Raw genomic sequence first — 16,736 nt, 5'->3', positions numbered from 1 at the left:
CCACCGCGCGGCGCGTCAGGCGTTGACGGCGACAGGTTCCGGGGTTGCCCAGTTCTCCACAAGGGCGCGTTCGAATTCAAGTGCAGGCAAGGGACGCGAGAACAGGTAGCCCTGCACTTCGTCGCAGCCGGAATCTTTGAGGAAGGCCAGTTGTTCGGCAGTCTCCACGCCTTCCGCGATCACCTTGTGTTTCAGTTGCTGGGCGATGCTGATGATGGTGCTGGCGATGGCGCAATCATTGGTGTCGACCGGGATGCCGGTGGTGAAGGAACGGTCGATCTTCAGCGTATCGATCGGGAAGCGCTTCAGGTAGGACAGGCTGGAATAGCCGGTGCCGAAATCGTCCAGCGAGAGCGCGATGCCTTCGGCGGTCAGGCGATCCATGATGCCGATCACGCGGTCGATATTGTGCATCAGGGTCGATTCGGTGATTTCCAGTTCAAGCCAGGACGGCTCCAGGCCGTAGCGCTGCAAGGTTTCCATCACGCGGTTCGGCAGCGAGGAAGTAAACTCGCGTGCGGACACGTTCACGGCCAGGCGCACCGGCGGCAAGCCCTTTTCTTTCCACGCCTGCGCTTGGGCGCAAGCGGCTTCCAGCACCCACTCGCCTACCTGCACCACCAGACCAGTAGCTTCGGCCAGCGGAATGAATTCGGCCGGCGGCACCAGGCCGCGCTCGGGATGCTTCCAGCGCACCAGCGCTTCGGCGCCGATAATCTTGCCGCTGCTGATTTCAAACTTGGGCTGGTAGTGCAGCAGCAGCTGTCCGTTGCCCAGCGCCTGGCGCAGGCCGGATTCGATGCGCATGCGCTCCTGCATGCCTTTGTTCATGTCCTGGCTGTAGAAGGCGATATGCTCGCCGTCGGTCGAGGCGTTCTGTTTGGCGCGGTACATGGCGATGTCGGCCAGGCGCAGCAAGGTTTCCGCGTCGTTGCCGTCCTGCGGATAAACGCTGATGCCGATCGAAGCGCCGACGCGCAGGTCATGGCCATCGATCAGGAAAGGTTCGCTCAGCGCGTCCAGCAGCTTGTTGGCCACCATGCTCGCTTCGTAGTGCTGATGGATGTCGAACAGGCCGACGGCGAATTCGTCGCCGGACAGGCGAGCCACCACGTCCTGGTCGCGCAGCGCAAGGCGGAAGCGCTGCGACACTTCGCGCAGGAGGGCATCGCCTACCGTGCGACCCAAAGTATCGTTAATCTGTTTGAAGCGGTTCAAGTCGATAAACATTACGCAGCCGTGGCCGTGGCTGCGCAGGGCCACGGTCAGCGCCTGGTCCACCAGCTTGGTGAGCAGCGAGCGGTTCGGCAGGCCGGTCAGCGCATCGTAATAAGCCAAGTGGTGGATGCGTTCCTCCGCCTGCTTGCGCTCCGTGATGTCGGTCAGGTAGGCGATCAGGCCGATCGAGCGGTCTTCCATATCGCACAGAGGCGACAGCGACAGGCTGGCCCAGAATACTTCGCCATTCTTCTTCTTGCGGCGCACTTCCATCAGGCGGCCACCCTGCTCCAGGAAGGCGTCGTCGAAGGTTTCGTCTTCGTCGTCGTAGAGGAAGATGATGTTGCGGCCAATCGCTTCCACCGCCGAATAGCCGAACAGGCGCTCGGCGCCCTTGTTCCAGCTGGTGATGAAGCCGTTCAGGTCCATGGTCAGCACCGACTCGTGGATCTGGTCCAGGATTTGCGACTGGTGCTGCAGGCGCGCTTCCACCTGCACATAGGCGTGGGTGGTGCGCTGGGCGACCGAATGCACTTGCAGCACGCTGGCGGCCAGGCTGGCCAGGCTGGCAAGGTGCTGTTTGACGGTGTCTGAATAGCTTTCGCGGCCCGCTACTTCGAAACGTCCGAAATACTGGCTGTCGAACTGGATCAGCTGCGACAGGCCGCTTTCCCAGCCCGGCAGCCCGGTGGCCGGGGTCATATCGCGCGGCACGTAGCGGCCATGCGGGCTGCCGGTCACTTCGCGGGCAATGCGGCCCAATTCCTCCACCAGCGCGGGACCGCGCATGCGCAGCACCGCATCGCACACGGCGGCGCTGCTGGTGAGGAAGTCGACGACCGGTTGCCCGTGCATGTTTATACGTTCCTGCTGACTTGCAGCGCCCATTGGTAGGCCTTTAGCAGGCTTCGCCAATAGGTTTCGTTGTCGATGCCGACGTCGCGCAGCGCGCTCGATTGCGGCTCGTGCATTTCGGCCAGCGCCAGCATTTCACCCAGGTCACCGCTGCGGTCCAGCAGGGCCGCGACGACGTCCAGGTCAAGGTTCAGGGCCGCGACGATTTCCGACATCGGCATATCAAGCAGCACGTCGAGCAGCGAGAACACGCCGATCAGGAAAGCCTGGTCCTGCTCATCGCGGTCGCCTTCGCGCAGGTTGCAAAGGGCTTCCATTTGGGCGGCGCGCAAGGCGGCCAGCGGCAGCAAGGGGTTAGTCGGGCCATCGGTTTGCTGGCGCGCGTACAGCAGCAGTTGCAGCCAGCGTTGCAGCTGTCGACGGCCCAGCAGGTTGATGGCCTGGCCGAAGTTGTGGATTGGCTTGCTGTTCGGCGCGAAAGCGGCCGAGTTCACGAGCTTAAGCAACTGGAAGGACAGCGCCGGGTCTTCCTTCAGCAGGGCTTCCAGTTCGCGCGAGTCGGCGTCCTGGGCCAGCAGGCCGAGCAGGGCAAGCAGGCGTTTGCGGGTAGTGCCGTCGCCCTGCCCTGCGTCGTGGTCCTTCACGCGCGGCAGCTCGCCACGGAATAAGGTGAAGCCGGCTTTGCGGCATTCGCTGGTGCGGATATCGTCGCTCGCGTTTCGGGCCAGGTGTGGGCCGGTAAGCGTCATCATCGCCAGCGCGCTTGGCAGCGCTTCAGTGCAATCAAAATCGAGGCCGCGGATGCCGGCTTGCCCTGCGGTGATGCCTACTTCCCCATCGGCCAAAAGGCGCAGGCCACGGTCGGCCAGCTGCTTGCAGCGCTGCTGAACTTCGCCCTCTGCCAGGCGCGCGGCCGGCACGGTGAAGATGATTCGGTCAAGCGGCAAGCCATCCAGTTGCGTGGCATCGAGTGCGAGCGGATCGGCGAGGGGGATGAAGTATTCGAGTGAACCCAGTTCTTCGGATTCAGGACAAGCAAGAAGCGCTTGCAGCGCCGGCAGCGAGGCGGCGCCGGACAGTTGAAACGCCAATCCTACCCACTGGTTTTGGGTATTCAGGACAGGCTTGATTCCCACCAGCGGAAACGAATTCGGATCTGACGCAGACATCGGAATCTCGGTGTGGTAATGCCAACAATGGTAAATGGTTTATTGATGTAAAGCAACCATTGTGCGCGCGGGTCACACCTGTGTTACAAGACTTGTGGAATATAGCAGAAATTGCCCAAAAGTCAGCTTTGGGGACTTAGAGGGCGCAATCGAATTGCTGGATTTGTACCAGGAACGATACATTAATGTTTAATTTGGCAATTGTTACTTACCGAATTGTGCGTGTTGCACCGCAAACTTGATCAATTCTGCCTGTCCTTCGATGCCAAGCTTGCGTTTGATGTTAAGGCGATGGGTTTCCACGGTGCGCACGCTGAGGTCCAATTCACGGGCGATATGCTTGTTCGATTCGCCATTGGCCAGGTGGCGCAACACCTCCGCTTCACGCGTGGTGAGCTGGTTGTCCTGCGCCATGGGCTTGGCCAGTTGCTGCGCCAGGTTGGCGCTGTAGTAGATGCCGCCTGCCATGACGGTTTCGATGGCGATCACGATGTCCTTGCCCGGCGCGTCTTTCAGCACGTAGCCGCGGGCGCCGGCCTGGATGGCCTGGGTCACGTATTCCAGCTTGTCGTGCATGGACAGGATCAGCACCGCGATGTGCGGGAACTGCTGCTTGAATAGCGCGGTGGCCTCGATGCCGTTGGTGCCGCGCATATTGATGTCCATCAGGACCAGGTCGGGGTTGTGCTGGCGCGCGGCTTCCAGTGCTTCGACGGCGCTGCCTGCCTCGCCGACGACTTCAAATTGCGCCATTGCTTCCAGACGCGCGCGCAGGCCGTCGCGTACGAGGGGGTGGTCGTCTACCAACAGGATCCGTGTCATTGCTTGCCTTTGTTGTCTACGCGCGCCAGCACCGTGGTGCCGGCGGGCGAGGATTCGATGCGGAACTGGCCGCCGATCGCTTCCATCCGTTCCATCATATTCCGTAATCCGATGCCGCGCTTTGGATGGCTGGCGATGCCTTGCGCGTCAAAGCCGCCGCCGTTGTCGGCGATGTGCAGCGTGACGCCTTCGGCATCGCCTTCCAGGCCGATGGTGATGCTGGTGGCGGCGGCATGGCGCTCGATATTGGTCAGCGCTTCCTGTGCGATGCGGAACAGCACCGTGTTCGCCACGTCGGGCAGGCGGTCAGTGCAGCCGTCGGCGGTGAAGGCGACATCCACGCCTATGTGTTCGCGGAATTCGGCGGACAGGTGGTCCAGCGCGGCGGCCAGGCCCAGGTCGTCCAGGATGGCGGGACGCAAGTTGTGCGAGATGCGGCGCACCTCGCCCAGCACATTGTTCAACTGTTCGGCCGTGTGCTCGAAAGCTGCCTTGGCCTTATCCTGCTGCGCGGGATTGCCGAGGCGGATAATGCCGGCCTCGATTTGCAGCTTGATCGACACCAGCCACTGGCTGATGCCGTCGTGCAGGTCGCGAGACAGGCGCGCCCTCTCCTCTTCCTGCGATTCGACCACGCGCTGCGCCAGCACCTTCAGCTTGGCGTCGGCCACGCGGTACTCGCGGATGTTCAGCGCCAAGCCGGACACACCCACAGCCACCAGCGCCAGCGCCGCAATGCCAGCCATCCACAGCAAGGTGTTACGGATATTGCCGCGCTGCTGTTCGTCCACTTTGGCCAGCGCTTCTTCGACGTCATCGAGGTAAATGCCGGTGCCCAGCATCCAGCCCCATTCCGGCAGCAAGATCACATAGCCAAGCTTGGGGGCGGCTTTGTGGGTCGACGGCTTGACCCAGTTGTAGCGCTCCAGCCCCCCGCCTTCGCGGGCTCGGGCCAGCAGTCGCTGGATGGTGGGATTGCCCTCGTCGTCCTTCAGCATGAACAGGTTCTGGCCCACCAGCTCCGGTTGGCGCGGGTGCATCAGCGAATTGCCCTGCATGTCGTAGACGAAGAAATACCCGTCGTCACCAAAACTCAGGGTCGAAAGAATGCGCTTTGCTTCATCGAGCGTGGCCTGGTCCTTGCGGCCAGACTTTACGAGGTGGGCAATCGAGTGATTAGCCAGGGTCACGTAGTGTTTGAGCTCAGCCTCCTTGCTGGCCAGGTAGGCTTGCTGGATGGTGTCGCGCTGCTGCTGGGCGAGCGTCACCGCCTGGTAGCGCACCGCAATGGCGATGGCGCACAGGGCCAGGATCAGGGGCGCAATCGCCAGGAACAGGAACTTTTGCCGTAGCTTCATGCGGGGATTGTAAGCCCGGCGCCGCCTGCGTGTCCTACGTAGTTCTACGCATCGGCTTTGCGTAGTGGTGCGCTTGTGACAGATATTCAATTCCTGAATACTGGGCATTCATCCTTGGAGGAGACCCCGATGAATCCCACTATGAAGAAACTTGGCTGGGCCGGCATGTCGCTGCTGGGCGCCGGCGCGCTGGGCGTGATCGCCCTTAAGCGCGGCGAGCCAATCAGCGCCATCTGGCTGGTGATTGCAGCCGTCTGCGTGTACCTGATCGCGTATCGCTTTTACAGCCTGTTTATCGCCAAAAAAGTCATGGGCCTGGAGGCGAACCGCCTGACCCCGGCCTACAAGTACAACGACGGCCTGGATTACGTTCCGACGAATAAGAACGTCCTGTTCGGCCACCACTTCGCCGCGATTGCCGGCGCCGGCCCGCTGGTAGGCCCCGTGCTGGCAGCGCAAATGGGCTACCTGCCGGGCATGTTGTGGATCCTGGCCGGCGTGGTGTTCGCCGGCGCCGTGCAGGACTTCATGGTGCTGTTCATCTCCACCCGCCGCGACGGCCGCTCCCTTGGTGACCTGATCAAGTCGGAACTGGGTCCGATTCCGGGCAATATCGCGCTGCTGGGCACCTTCATGATCATGGTGATCATCCTGGCCGTGCTGGCCCTGATTGTCGTGAAAGCGCTGACGCACTCGCCTTGGGGTTCCTTCACCGTGATGGCAACGATCCCGATCGCGCTGTTCATGGGCGTCTACACCCGTTACTTCCGCGTGGGCCGCATCGGCGAAGTGTCGCTGATCGGCTTCGTGCTGCTGATGCTGGCCATCTTCGGCGGCCAGTGGGTGCAGGAGAACCCTGCCCTGGCGTCGATGTTCGATTTCACCGGTACTGAGCTGACCTGGATGCTGATTGGCTACGGCTTCATCGCTTCCGTGCTGCCTGTGTGGCTGCTGCTGGCGCCACGCGACTACCTGTCCACCTTCCTGAAGATTGGCACCATTGTCGGCCTGGCGCTGGGCATCGTGATCGTGTCGCCCATGCTGCAAATGCCATCGCTGACCAAATTCATCGACGGCACCGGCCCTGTGTGGTCCGGCAACCTGTTCCCGTTCCTGTTCATCACCATCGCCTGCGGCGCCGTTTCCGGCTTCCACGCGCTGATCTCCTCCGGCACGACGCCGAAGATGATCGAGAACGAAACCCATGCCCGCTTCATCGGTTACGGCGCGATGCTGATGGAATCCTTCGTCGCCATCATGGCGCTGGTGGCCGCATCGACCATCGAACCAGGCGTGTACTTTGCGATGAACAGCCCGGCAGCGCTGCTCGGCACCACGGCCGAATCGGCAGCACAGGCGATCTCGCACTGGGGCTTCTACGTCACCCCTGAAATGCTGGTGCAAACGGCGAAGGACGTCGGCGAAACGACCATCATTTCGCGTGCCGGCGGCGCACCGACCCTGGCTGTGGGCATGGCGCACATCCTGTCCAACGTCGTCGGCGGCAAGGCCATGATGGCGTTCTGGTACCACTTCGCCATCCTGTTCGAAGCGCTGTTCATCCTGACCGCCGTCGACGCAGGCACCCGCGCCGGCCGCTTTATGCTGCAAGACTTGCTGGGCACCTTCTCGCCGGCGCTGAAACGTACCGACTCCGTGTTCGCCAGCCTGCTGGCCACCGGCCTGTGCGTAGCAGCCTGGGGCTACTTCCTGTACCAGGGCGTGGTCGATCCGCTGGGCGGCATCAACACCCTGTGGCCGCTGTTCGGCATCGCCAACCAGATGCTGGCTGCGATTGCGCTGATCCTGGCAACCTGCGTGCTGTTCAAGATGAAGCGTGCGCAATACGCCTGGGTCACTGTGCTGCCGACCATCTGGCTGCTGCTGTGCACCCTGACCGCCGGCTGGCAGAAGATCTTCGACGCCAATCCAAAGATCGGCTTCATGGCGCACGCTGCGAAATACCAGGCGGCCCTGGCTGACGGAAAGGTGCTGGCGCCGGCCAAGTCGATCGAACAGATGCAGCAGGTGATCTTCAACGACTACCTGGATGCGAGCCTGGCGGCCTTCTTCATGATCGTCGTGCTCAGCGTGCTGGTATTCGGTGCCCGCACCGCGCTGGCAGCCTGGAACGCCAACCGCCCGACCCACAACGAAGCCCCGGCCCAATACGCCGCTGCGGCCAAGTAAGACCATGCTGGGCGAAATCGTCAAGGCAGGCCGCTACCTCGGACAGAGCATGCGGCTGATGTGCGGCCTGCCGGAATACGACACCTACGTCGCCCATCGCGAGACCACCCACCCGGGTGAGCCCGTGATGAGCTACGAGGAATTCTTCCGCGAGCGGCAAGAAGCCCGCTACGGCGGCGCCGGAAAACGCGGCGGCTGCTGCTAAATGTCCACCGTGGGGTCAGGAACGAAAGTGGACATTTCTTTCAGAAATGTCCACTTTCGTTCCTGACCCCACGGTGGACATTTATTGCTAGTAACTGAATCTTAGAGCCAGATCAAAGTGTCGAAATTCTTAGCATTTATTCTTTGCCCGATGGAATCATCCTTCGGCGGCGAAAATGCTCAACTTCGAACGCTCCGGCCTAAGTCAGAAACTGGCAATCATCTCGGTGCTCACCACCGGCAGCGCCTTGCTGCTGGTGTTTGCGGCGTTCGCCGTCGCGTCCATCGTTTCCCACACCAGCGAGGAACGCAAGCAGCTTACCTCGCTGGCTGATGTTATCGGCGCCAACAGCGTCGCTTCCCTCCTCTATTCCGACCGGCCGACGGCCGAACAGGCCTTGGCCACGCTGGCGGTCAAGGGCGATATCACGCGCGCGGCCCTGTTTGACCGCGATGGCCAGCTGTTTGCCGCTTTCCCTGCAATGAACGAGTTGGCGCCCGGCGAACTCGATGCGACACGTATGCGCCAACTGGCCGAAGGTGAGTTGGCCGAGCGTGACGGTCCGCCATGGGCGCCACTGCTGCGGCTTTATCGGCCGGTGCGGGTGCAGCAGCATTTGCTCGGGGCGGTAATGATCGAGGCGGGCCAGGCTTCGCTCTGGCTGGGCATCCTGCGTAATCTTGGCATCACGGCGCTGGCCACCGCTTTGTCTTTCTGGCTGGCGCTGGTGCTGTCGGCGCGCTTCCGTGAGGGCATTGCGGCGCCCATCGCGCAGTTGATCGCGGCGGCGGACAAGGTGAGCAGCAGCCAGACCTACGCCCAGCTGCAGCACCAGCGCAGCGATGAACTGGGCACGCTGATTGATAGCTTCAACGGCATGCTGGTGCAAATCGAGAGCCGCGACACCAAGCTGGCCCAGTATCGCGGCGAGCTGGAACGCCAGGTCAGCATCCGCACGGCGCAGCTGGAGAAGGCCAAGGATGCGGCGGAAGCGGCCAGCCAGGCCAAGAGCGCCTTCCTGGCCAATATGTCGCACGAGATCCGCACGCCCATGAACGGGGTGCTGGGCATGGCGGAGCTGCTGGCGGCGACCGAGCTGACTGAAACCCAGCGCCATTACACCAGCATGGTGCGCCGCTCGGGCGAGCACCTGCTGGTGATCATCAACGATATCCTCGACTTCTCGAAGGTGGAAGCGGGCAAGCTGACCGTCGAATACATCAATTTCAACCTGCGCGAAGTGCTGGACGATATCGAGAACGTGTTTGCGCCGCAGGCGCAGGCCAAGGGGATCGAGATGGAATTTGCGGTGGCGAACAATATTCCACTGGCGATTTGCGGTGATCCGAACCGGCTGCGCCAGGTGATCGTCAACCTGCTGGGGAATGCAGTCAAGTTCACCGACCAGGGGCGCATCAAGGTGACGGTGCGCGTGGCGGAGGAGGATTCGCAATCGGCGCGGCTGCGGGTGGAGGTGCACGATACAGGCATCGGTGTGTCGCGCGAGGCGCGGGCGCACATCTTCGATTCCTTTTCGCAGGCGGACGGCTCCACCACGCGCAAACATGGCGGCACCGGCCTGGGGCTGGCGATTTCCAAGCAGCTGGTGGAGCTGATGGGCGGCTCAATCGGCGTCGATAACGCACTGGGGCATGGGGCAGTTTTCTGGTTCACCGTACAGTTCGACAAACGGCGGGTGGATGCGGATGATGCGGGCTTCCAGCAGAAGCCGACCAAAGGTTTGCGGGCGCTGGTCGTGGACCGACAGGCGGAAAGCGCGCTGGCGCTACAACGTTTGCTGGCGCGCTGGCATTTGCAGGGCACTTGCGCGCCGAGTGCGGCAGATGCCTTGCGCGAGCTGCACGCGGCGGCGGCGCGTGGCATGCCTTACGACGTGGCGCTGCTGGATATGGGGCTGGATGATATCGGCGGCCTGGCGCTGGCGGCCGAGATCAAGTCTGATCCCGATATTTCGGCGGTACGCTTGATTTTGCTCGCTTCCGAGCGCAATGCGGCCGATGCGGTGCAGCGGCGGGTTGCGGGTGTGGCGTTCCAGCTGATCAAACCCGCACGTGAGCCGGATCTGTACGACTGCATCGTCACGCCCCTGCGCGCCAGCGAGGGCGTTGGAGTAGGCATGGGCGTTGGCGCCTTGTCGCTTGCCAGCGCTTCGCCGCAGCACGCCGCGCCGCGCCTTCGTCATGGCCAGCGGCCGCGCGCCTTGCTGGCCGAGGACAACCCGGTCAATGTCGAAGTGGCGTCGGCCATGCTGCGTGGGTTGGGCATGGAGGTTTCCTGTGCCGCCAACGGCGAAGAGGCGCTGGCCGCGGTGCGCGCGGGGGATTACGACCTGGTGCTGATGGACTGCATGATGCCGGTGATGGATGGCATGGCTGCCACGGCTGAAATCCGGCGCCTGGAGCAGCAGCGCGGACGTGCGCGCGCTACGCCGATAGTCGCCATCACGGCCAATGCATTGCAGGGTGACCGCGAACGCTGCCTGGCGGCGGGCATGGATGATTACATCAGCAAGCCATTTTCGCAGCAGGCGCTGGCCGATACCCTCGGCCGTTGGGTCGCCCTGCCCCGAACTGCGCCTTCCGGCTCGGCGGCGGTCGACTTCTCTGGCGCGACCGCAACGCAGTCCGCGCAAATGGCCACTCCGGAGGCAGGACCGGCAACAATCAATCCTGCGGCGCTGAACGCAATCCGAGCGCTCAGTGCAGGCCAAGGCGAGGCGCTGCTGCGTCGCGTGCTTGAGGCCTTCCTGCTGGACGCCCCGCGCCAACTCACTGCGCTGCGCGAAGCGTCCGCCGGCAATGACACGGTCGCCATCCGCAAGGCCGCCCACAGCCTGAAATCCAGCAGTGCCAACGTCGGCGCCGACACGCTGGCAAAGCTATTCCGGCATTTGGAACAAATGGCCCGCGCCGAACAAACCGAAGGCGCGGCCGACCTGCTGGCGCAACTGGAACGCGAATTCCATTCAGTCCGGCAAACGCTCAGCAACATCCTGGCCAAGGGAGCATGAAATCATGGCAGCGCTTTATTCCTCCAAACGCGGCACCGTGCTGGTGGCGGATGACGATCCCGTCATGCGCCTGCTGATGCTTGAAATGCTGGCCCAGGTCGGCCTGGATGCGGTGGAGGCCTGCGATGGCCGCGCCGCAGTGGCCAGCTTCCGCGACAATACGCCCGACCTGGTGCTGCTCGACGTCGACATGCCGCTGCTGGACGGTTTCTCGGTCTGCCGCGCCATCCGCAAACTGGAGGGCACCGCCCACGTGCCCGTCATCATGGTCACCGGAGGCGATGACCTGGAAGCTGTCACCCAGGCTTATGAAGCCGGAGCCACCGACTTCGTTTCCAAGCCGATCAACTGGCCCATCCTCGGCCACCGCGTGCTCTACGTGCTGCGCGCCAGCGATGCCATCTCCCGCCTGCGCATCGCCGACGCCCACAACCGCGCCGTGCTGGCCGCCATTCCCGACACCTTTTTTCGCCTCACCGCCGACGGCTACTACCTCGATTACGAAGAGGGCCACGAACCTAGCACGGACTTCGCCAGCCGTGAATGCGTGGGCCGCCATATCCGCGACGTGCTGCCGCCGCAGATCGCCACGCGCATGCTGGATCAGTTATCTGCCGTGCTGCACTCGGCTTCCGTGCATTCGGTCGACTACGAACTGACACGCGAAGGCGTCAGTCACCATTTCGAAGCGCGCCTGGTGGGCACTGCCTCCGGCGAGGTGCTTGGCCTGGTGCGCGACATCAGCGAACGCAAACGCGCTGAAGAGCAAATCCGCAAGCTGGCCTATTGCGACAGCCTGACCGGCATCCCCAATCGCCAGGCCTTCCTGGAAACACTGGAAAGCGAACTGGAACGATCGCGCCGCGAAGAACGCAAGTTCGCCATCCTGTTCATGGACCTGGACTCCTTCAAGCGCATCAACGACACGCTGGGCCACAATCTCGGCGACCTGCTTCTGCAAATCGTCACCGAACGCCTGCGCGAAACGATCAGGCCCGGTGACCACCTGTGCAGCCTGGCGCGCCTGGGCGGCGACGAATTCACCATCCTGCTGCCCGATATCGAACGCGTAGACGATGCGCTTGCCGTTGCTCACCGAGTGAAGGATGCCATGCGACGGCCCTTCAACCTGGACGGCCACGAAATCTTCGTCACTGCCAGCATCGGCATCTCGCTTTACCCGGAGGACGGCGAGGATTGCACTTCCCTGCTCAAATTCGCCGACACGGCCATGTACCACGCCAAGAACTGCGGCAAGAACAACGCCAAGTTGTACAGCTCCTCGCTGACCATGCAGATCATGAGCCACGTCAAGCTGGAGGTCGGCCTGCGCAAGGCCCTGCAGAACAACGAGCTTTACCTGCTGTACCAGCCACAGGTGGACGTGCCGAGCACCCGCATCGTCGGCGTCGAGGCGCTGATACGTTGGCGCCATCCCGAACACGGCATCATCCCACCGACGGAATTCATCCCCCTGGCGGAGGAGACTGGCCTTATCGTGCCGATCGGTGAATGGGTGTTGCGCACTGCCTGTCATCAAGCGTGTGCCTGGCAGCGCGAATGCGAGCGGCCGATCCGCATGGCCGTCAACCTGTCGGCGCGTCAGTTCAAGGACGAAAGCCTGGCGCAGATCGTACTGGCCGTGCTGCAGGATTCCGGCCTGGATCCGAGCCTGCTGGAACTGGAACTTACCGAGGGTACCCTGATGGACAATGCCCTCGCCACCCTGGCCACGCTGGAACAACTGCGCGGCATTGGCGTGTTCCTGTCGATCGACGATTTCGGAACCGGCTATTCGTCCATGAGCTATCTGAAACGCTTCGACGTGCGCGCATTGAAGATCGACAAAAGCTTCATCAGCGGCCTGCCTCAAGACAGCGAAAACGCAGCCATCACACGCGCCATCATCGCCATGGCGCACGGCTTAAAAATGATCGTTGTGGCGGAAGGTGTGGAGACCCGCGAGCAGCTCGACCTGCTGAATCACTACGGCTGCGACATGGCCCAGGGCTACCTGCTCGGCCGCCCCGCCCCGCAGGACGCCATCAGCCAGATGCTCGCGTGCGCGGGATCAGGTGCTACGGCGGTCTAGCATCGCGCGGGCGATGGTGCCGGCGTCGACGTATTCGAGTTCGCCGCCTACCGGCACGCCGCGTGCCAGGCGGGTCACGGCCAGGCCGCGGGCTTTCAGCATTTCGCTGATGTAGTGAGCTGTGGCTTCACCTTCGTTGGTGAAATTGGTCGCCAGGACCACTTCTTCCACCACGCCGTCGGCGGCGCGCGCCAGCAGCTTTTCCAGGTGGATGTCTTTGGGGCCGATGCCGTCCAGCGGCGACAGGCGCCCCATCAGCACAAAGTACAGGCCCTTGTAGGTCAGCGTGGATTCAATCATCACCTGGTCGGCCGGCGTTTCAACGACACAAAGCTGACGCTTGTCGCGCGATTCGTCGGCGCAGGTGTCGCAGATATCGGTTTCGGTGAAGGTGTTGCACAGGACGCAGTGGTGCACCTGCTCCACCGCCTGGTACAGGGCGCGCGACAGCATGGCGGCGCCTTCGCGGTCGTGCTGCAGCAGGTGGAAGGCCATGCGCTGGGCCGATTTGGGGCCGACGCCCGGCAAGCGGCGCAGCGCCTCCGTCAGGAATTCAAAGGACTTCGCCATTGGATCAGGATTGCTTGAAGGCGCTCAGGAAATCGGCCGTCTTGGTGGGCACGAATTCGGTGATGGTGTAGCTGGCGGCGCCCGCCTCATTGAACGGGTCGAGCTCAATCACCGCTTCGATATCGGCCCGGCTGTCGGCCGTCGCCAGGATAATGCCGCCGGTGCGCGGCACCATGCGGCCGCACATCAGGAACATGCCATTGGCAATTTGCTCGCGCAGGTACTCGCTATGCGCGGCCAGGAGCTTGTCGATCTCCTCGGCCGGTTTCAAGTACGTGAGCGCGATGATGAACATGATGTTCGCTTAGAAAGGCATTTTGAAGCCAGGTGGCAGCGGCAGGCCAGCGGTCAGGCCGCTCATTTTTTCGGAAGCGGTGGTTTCTGCCTTACGCACGGCGTCGTTGAAGGCGGCGGCTACCAGGTCTTCCAACATGTCTTTGTCGTCGCCCAGCAGCGATGGGTCGATCGATACGCGCTTGACGTCGTTCTTGCAGGTCATGACGACCTTCACCAGGCCGGCGCCGGCTTGGCCTTCCACTTCGATCAGGGCCAGCGCTTCCTGCGCCTTCTTCATGTTGTCCTGCATGGCTTGCGCTTGTTTCATCAGGCCGGCCAGTTGGTTCTTCATCATGGTGTGGTTCTCCGTATTTCGGTGTTGAGTATATTGATTAGTGTGCTGGCGTCATCGGCGCCACGATCGAGCCGGGCACGATGAAGGCGCCAAAGTCGCGCACCATTGCTTTGATAAAAGGATCGGCGGCGACCGATTCTTCGGCGGCGCGCTGGCAGTTGTCGCGGTGGACCTGGGCTTCGACGCTGGTGGTGTACCAGGCCTTGCCGATTTCAGTCTCGACGCGGGCTGCGCGGCCAAAGCGCTCGGTCAGCGCGGAGGTAAGTTTTTCCACGTTGGCTGGGGTGGCCCAGGTTTCGATCGGGCAGCGGATGCGGAAGACGGCCATGTCGCCGTCGAAGGCGCAGCTTACCAATTCGGCCTGGGTGGCCAGTTGCTGTGCCACGCCGCGCAGTGGCAGGTGGGCGGCCAGCGCTGGCCAGTTGCCGTCCCAGCCCAGTTCAGGGACCGGGGTGATGACGTATTCGTACGGTGCCTTTGCGGGCGCTGCGGCGCGCTGTTGCGGTGCGGCTTGCGTCATGCCGCCAACGTGGTCGGCACCGGCCGGCACTGCGGAATCTTCTGAGAAGTCGGTGACCCATGGCGGGAGGTCGTCTTCTTCGGCTTGTTGCTGCACGGGGGCGCGGCTCGGCTGTTGCGCTTGCGGCGCTGCTTCCACTACCATGGCGCCGCCCTGGTCGTCCCAAGGTGCGGTCGCTTGCGCGGATGGTGTGCTTGGGGCAGGGGCATCTTCCCACGGCGCCGGTGCGCGAGCTGCGGTCGGCGCGGCAGGAGCGGTATGGCTAGGCGCTGACGCTGCGGCTTGCGGCATCGCCGCGCGCGGGACCGCGGCGGGTGCTGAGTGTGAGGCGGCCGGTGCGGTAGCGGGCGCCGTTGCCGGCGCGTCGCCTTGTGGCGCTGCCGGACGTGCTGGCGCCGGGGCGCGCTGGCCGGTGCGGGCAGCAGCAGCGGCGCGGGCGGCTTCCAACGCAGCGGTGATGGCCATTTTCGCGGGGCTCATCGGGCGGCTGTCGGCTGCAGGTGCAGGCTGCGGCGCCGGTGCAGACGTTTGCGCAGGAACGGCGGTTGGCTGCGGTGCTGCTGGTGCAGCCGCAACGGGCGCTGGTGCCGGCGCAACGAAAGCTGGCGCGGCGGCGACAGGTGCGGCTGGAGCAACGACGCTCGGCGCGGATGCAGCGGCGGGTGCGGTTGGCGCGGGTGCGGCGGCGGGCACACTCGCGAGGTGCGAGGCGGCTGGCGCGTTGGCGGCTGGTGCGGCGGCAGGTGCTACATGCTGGACTGACGGTGCGGGCGGCATGGCCGGAACGGCGGCGGCGGACGGCGATGGCTGGCCGACCGGAACACTCATGCGGTCCGCAGTCGCTGCGCTGGCCGCCATCGCAGCGGCTGCAGCCGCGCGGGCTGGATTCGCGCCGGCGGGACGAGCCGCTACCGGGGCGCTGGCCGGTTGGCCATCTGCCCCGCCGATACCGGGCCGAAAGGCAAGCATGCGTAATAGGGTCATGGAGAAGCCGGCATATTCATCCGGCGCCAATCCCAGTTCATTCCGCCCATGCACAGCGATCTGGTAATGCAGCTGCACTTCTTCGGCATCGAACAAGGAAGCCAGGCGAACGATATCGTTATATTCAGGCAGGTCCGCAGGCACGGCGGAAGGCACGGTCTGCGCCAGCGCAATCCGGTGCAGCAAAGTGCCAAGGTCCTGCAAAGCGCCGTTGTAAGACAGCGAGCGCGTCGCCATCTCATCAGCCACCGCCATCAAATCAGCGCCATCCTTATTGGCCAAGGCATCGAGCAGGCGAACCAGATAGGACTGGTCCAAAGCCCCCAGCATGCCCTGCACCGCGTCCAGCGTCACAGCGCCGGCGGCGTAGGCAATCGCCTGGTCGGTCAGCGACAGCGCGTCGCGCATGGAGCCGTGCGCGCCCTGCGCCAGCAAGCGCAAGGCCGGCTGCTCGAACACCACATTCTCCTGGCCGAGGATATTTTCCAGGTGGCCGACAATGTGTCCCGGCGGCATCTGCTTCAGGTTGAACTGCAAGCAGCGCGACAGCACGGTGACAGGAATCTTTTGCGGATCGGTGGTCGCCAGGATGAACTTCACATGCTCCGGCGGCTCTTCCAGCGTCTTCAGCATCGCGTTGAAGGCGTGGTTGGTCAGCATGTGCACCTCGTCGATCATATAGACCTTGAAGCGTGCATTGGACGGTGCGTACACCGCCTGCTCCAGCAACTGCGCCATCTCATCGACGCCGCGGTTGGACGCAGCGTCCATCTCGACGTAATCAACAAAGCGGCCGCCATCGATCGCGGTACAAGCCTCGCAAACGCCGCACGGGGTAGCCGTGATGCCGCCATTGCCGTCCGGGCCGACGCAGTTAAGCGACTTGGCCAGGATACGGGACAGCGTCGTCTTGCCGACACCGCGCGTCCCGGTAAACAGGTAGGCATGGTGCAGGCGCCCGGTATGCAGCGCATGGGTCAGCGCACGGACAACGTGCTCCTGGCCGACGAGCGTTTCAAAGTTCCGGGGACGGTATTTGCGAGCGAGGACTTGATAGGACATTGCGCGATTTTACCGTAGATAGCGTGCGC

The 16,736-nt window shown here is 63.2% G+C and carries 12 protein-coding genes; 4 read left to right on the top strand and 8 right to left on the bottom strand.

Annotated features, from left to right (window positions below; translation table 11 throughout):
• Positions 1-15 precede the first annotated feature (15 nt).
• The 4 genes from AC1RTP_RS18600 to AC1RTP_RS18585 form a co-directional block, all read right to left on the bottom strand.
• On the bottom strand, positions 16-2,073 hold the full coding sequence (locus AC1RTP_RS18600; protein WP_498609337.1) for a putative bifunctional diguanylate cyclase/phosphodiesterase: 2,058 nt from the start codon (positions 2,071-2,073) through the stop codon (positions 16-18).
• Positions 2,074-2,075: 2 nt separating this feature from the next.
• Complete coding sequence (locus tag AC1RTP_RS18595; protein ID WP_498609335.1) at positions 2,076-3,242, bottom strand: HDOD domain-containing protein; 1,167 nt, start codon at positions 3,240-3,242, stop codon at positions 2,076-2,078.
• 204 nt (positions 3,243-3,446) lie between these two features.
• The gene (locus tag AC1RTP_RS18590; protein ID WP_498609333.1) at positions 3,447-4,064 is read right to left on the bottom strand and encodes a response regulator transcription factor; all 618 of its coding nucleotides are present in this window, start codon (positions 4,062-4,064) and stop codon (positions 3,447-3,449) included.
• Positions 4,061-5,422, bottom strand: a complete 1,362-nt coding sequence (locus AC1RTP_RS18585) for a cache domain-containing protein (protein WP_498609331.1) — start codon at positions 5,420-5,422, stop codon at positions 4,061-4,063. Before AC1RTP_RS18585 ends, AC1RTP_RS18590 begins: the two co-directional genes overlap by 4 nt.
• A gap of 129 nt (positions 5,423-5,551) precedes the next feature.
• Between AC1RTP_RS18585 and AC1RTP_RS18580 the strand changes: the two genes are divergently transcribed.
• The 4 genes from AC1RTP_RS18580 to AC1RTP_RS18565 all read left to right on the top strand — a co-directional run bounded on the left by AC1RTP_RS18580 (position 5,552) and on the right by AC1RTP_RS18565 (position 12,940).
• A complete protein-coding gene (locus AC1RTP_RS18580) occupies positions 5,552-7,612 on the top strand; it encodes a carbon starvation CstA family protein (RefSeq protein WP_498609329.1) in 2,061 nt (686 codons plus the stop codon).
• Positions 7,613-7,616: 4 nt separating this feature from the next.
• Positions 7,617-7,817 carry a YbdD/YjiX family protein gene (locus AC1RTP_RS18575; protein ID WP_130313223.1) on the top strand — a complete coding sequence of 67 codons (201 nt, stop codon included), beginning with the start codon at positions 7,617-7,619 and terminating at the stop codon, positions 7,815-7,817.
• Positions 7,818-7,992: 175 nt separating this feature from the next.
• Positions 7,993-10,848: a hybrid sensor histidine kinase/response regulator gene (locus tag AC1RTP_RS18570; RefSeq protein WP_498609327.1), complete on the top strand. Its 2,856-nt coding sequence runs from the start codon at positions 7,993-7,995 to the stop codon at positions 10,846-10,848.
• 4 nt (positions 10,849-10,852) lie between these two features.
• Complete coding sequence (locus AC1RTP_RS18565) at positions 10,853-12,940, top strand: putative bifunctional diguanylate cyclase/phosphodiesterase (RefSeq protein WP_498609325.1); 2,088 nt, start codon at positions 10,853-10,855, stop codon at positions 12,938-12,940.
• On the opposite strand, the gene recR is transcribed toward AC1RTP_RS18565, so the two are convergent.
• Genes recR through dnaX form a run of 4 tightly spaced genes read right to left on the bottom strand, consistent with a single transcriptional unit; the run spans position 12,920 to position 16,707 of the window.
• Positions 12,920-13,510 (bottom strand): recombination mediator RecR, encoded by a 591-nt coding sequence (recR, locus tag AC1RTP_RS18560; protein WP_498609324.1) that lies wholly within the window; start codon positions 13,508-13,510, stop codon positions 12,920-12,922. The genes AC1RTP_RS18565 and recR overlap by 21 nt on opposite strands.
• A gap of 4 nt (positions 13,511-13,514) precedes the next feature.
• Positions 13,515-13,805, bottom strand: a complete 291-nt coding sequence (locus AC1RTP_RS18555; RefSeq protein ID WP_498609322.1) for a YciI family protein — start codon at positions 13,803-13,805, stop codon at positions 13,515-13,517.
• Between the two features lie 9 nt (positions 13,806-13,814).
• Positions 13,815-14,141 carry a YbaB/EbfC family nucleoid-associated protein gene (locus AC1RTP_RS18550; protein WP_498609321.1) on the bottom strand — a complete coding sequence of 109 codons (327 nt, stop codon included), beginning with the start codon at positions 14,139-14,141 and terminating at the stop codon, positions 13,815-13,817.
• A 37-nt stretch (positions 14,142-14,178) separates the two neighbouring features.
• Positions 14,179-16,707, bottom strand: coding sequence for a DNA polymerase III subunit gamma/tau (dnaX, locus tag AC1RTP_RS18545; protein ID WP_498609319.1), 2,529 nt, complete (start codon positions 16,705-16,707; stop codon positions 14,179-14,181).
• Positions 16,708-16,736: the final 29 nt, after the last annotated feature.

The sequence above is a fragment of the Pseudoduganella sp. GW821-FHT11H04 genome, assembly GCF_058807935.1.
Note: the sequence above shows the minus strand (reverse complement) of the source record. Positions and strands in the feature narration are given on the sequence as shown.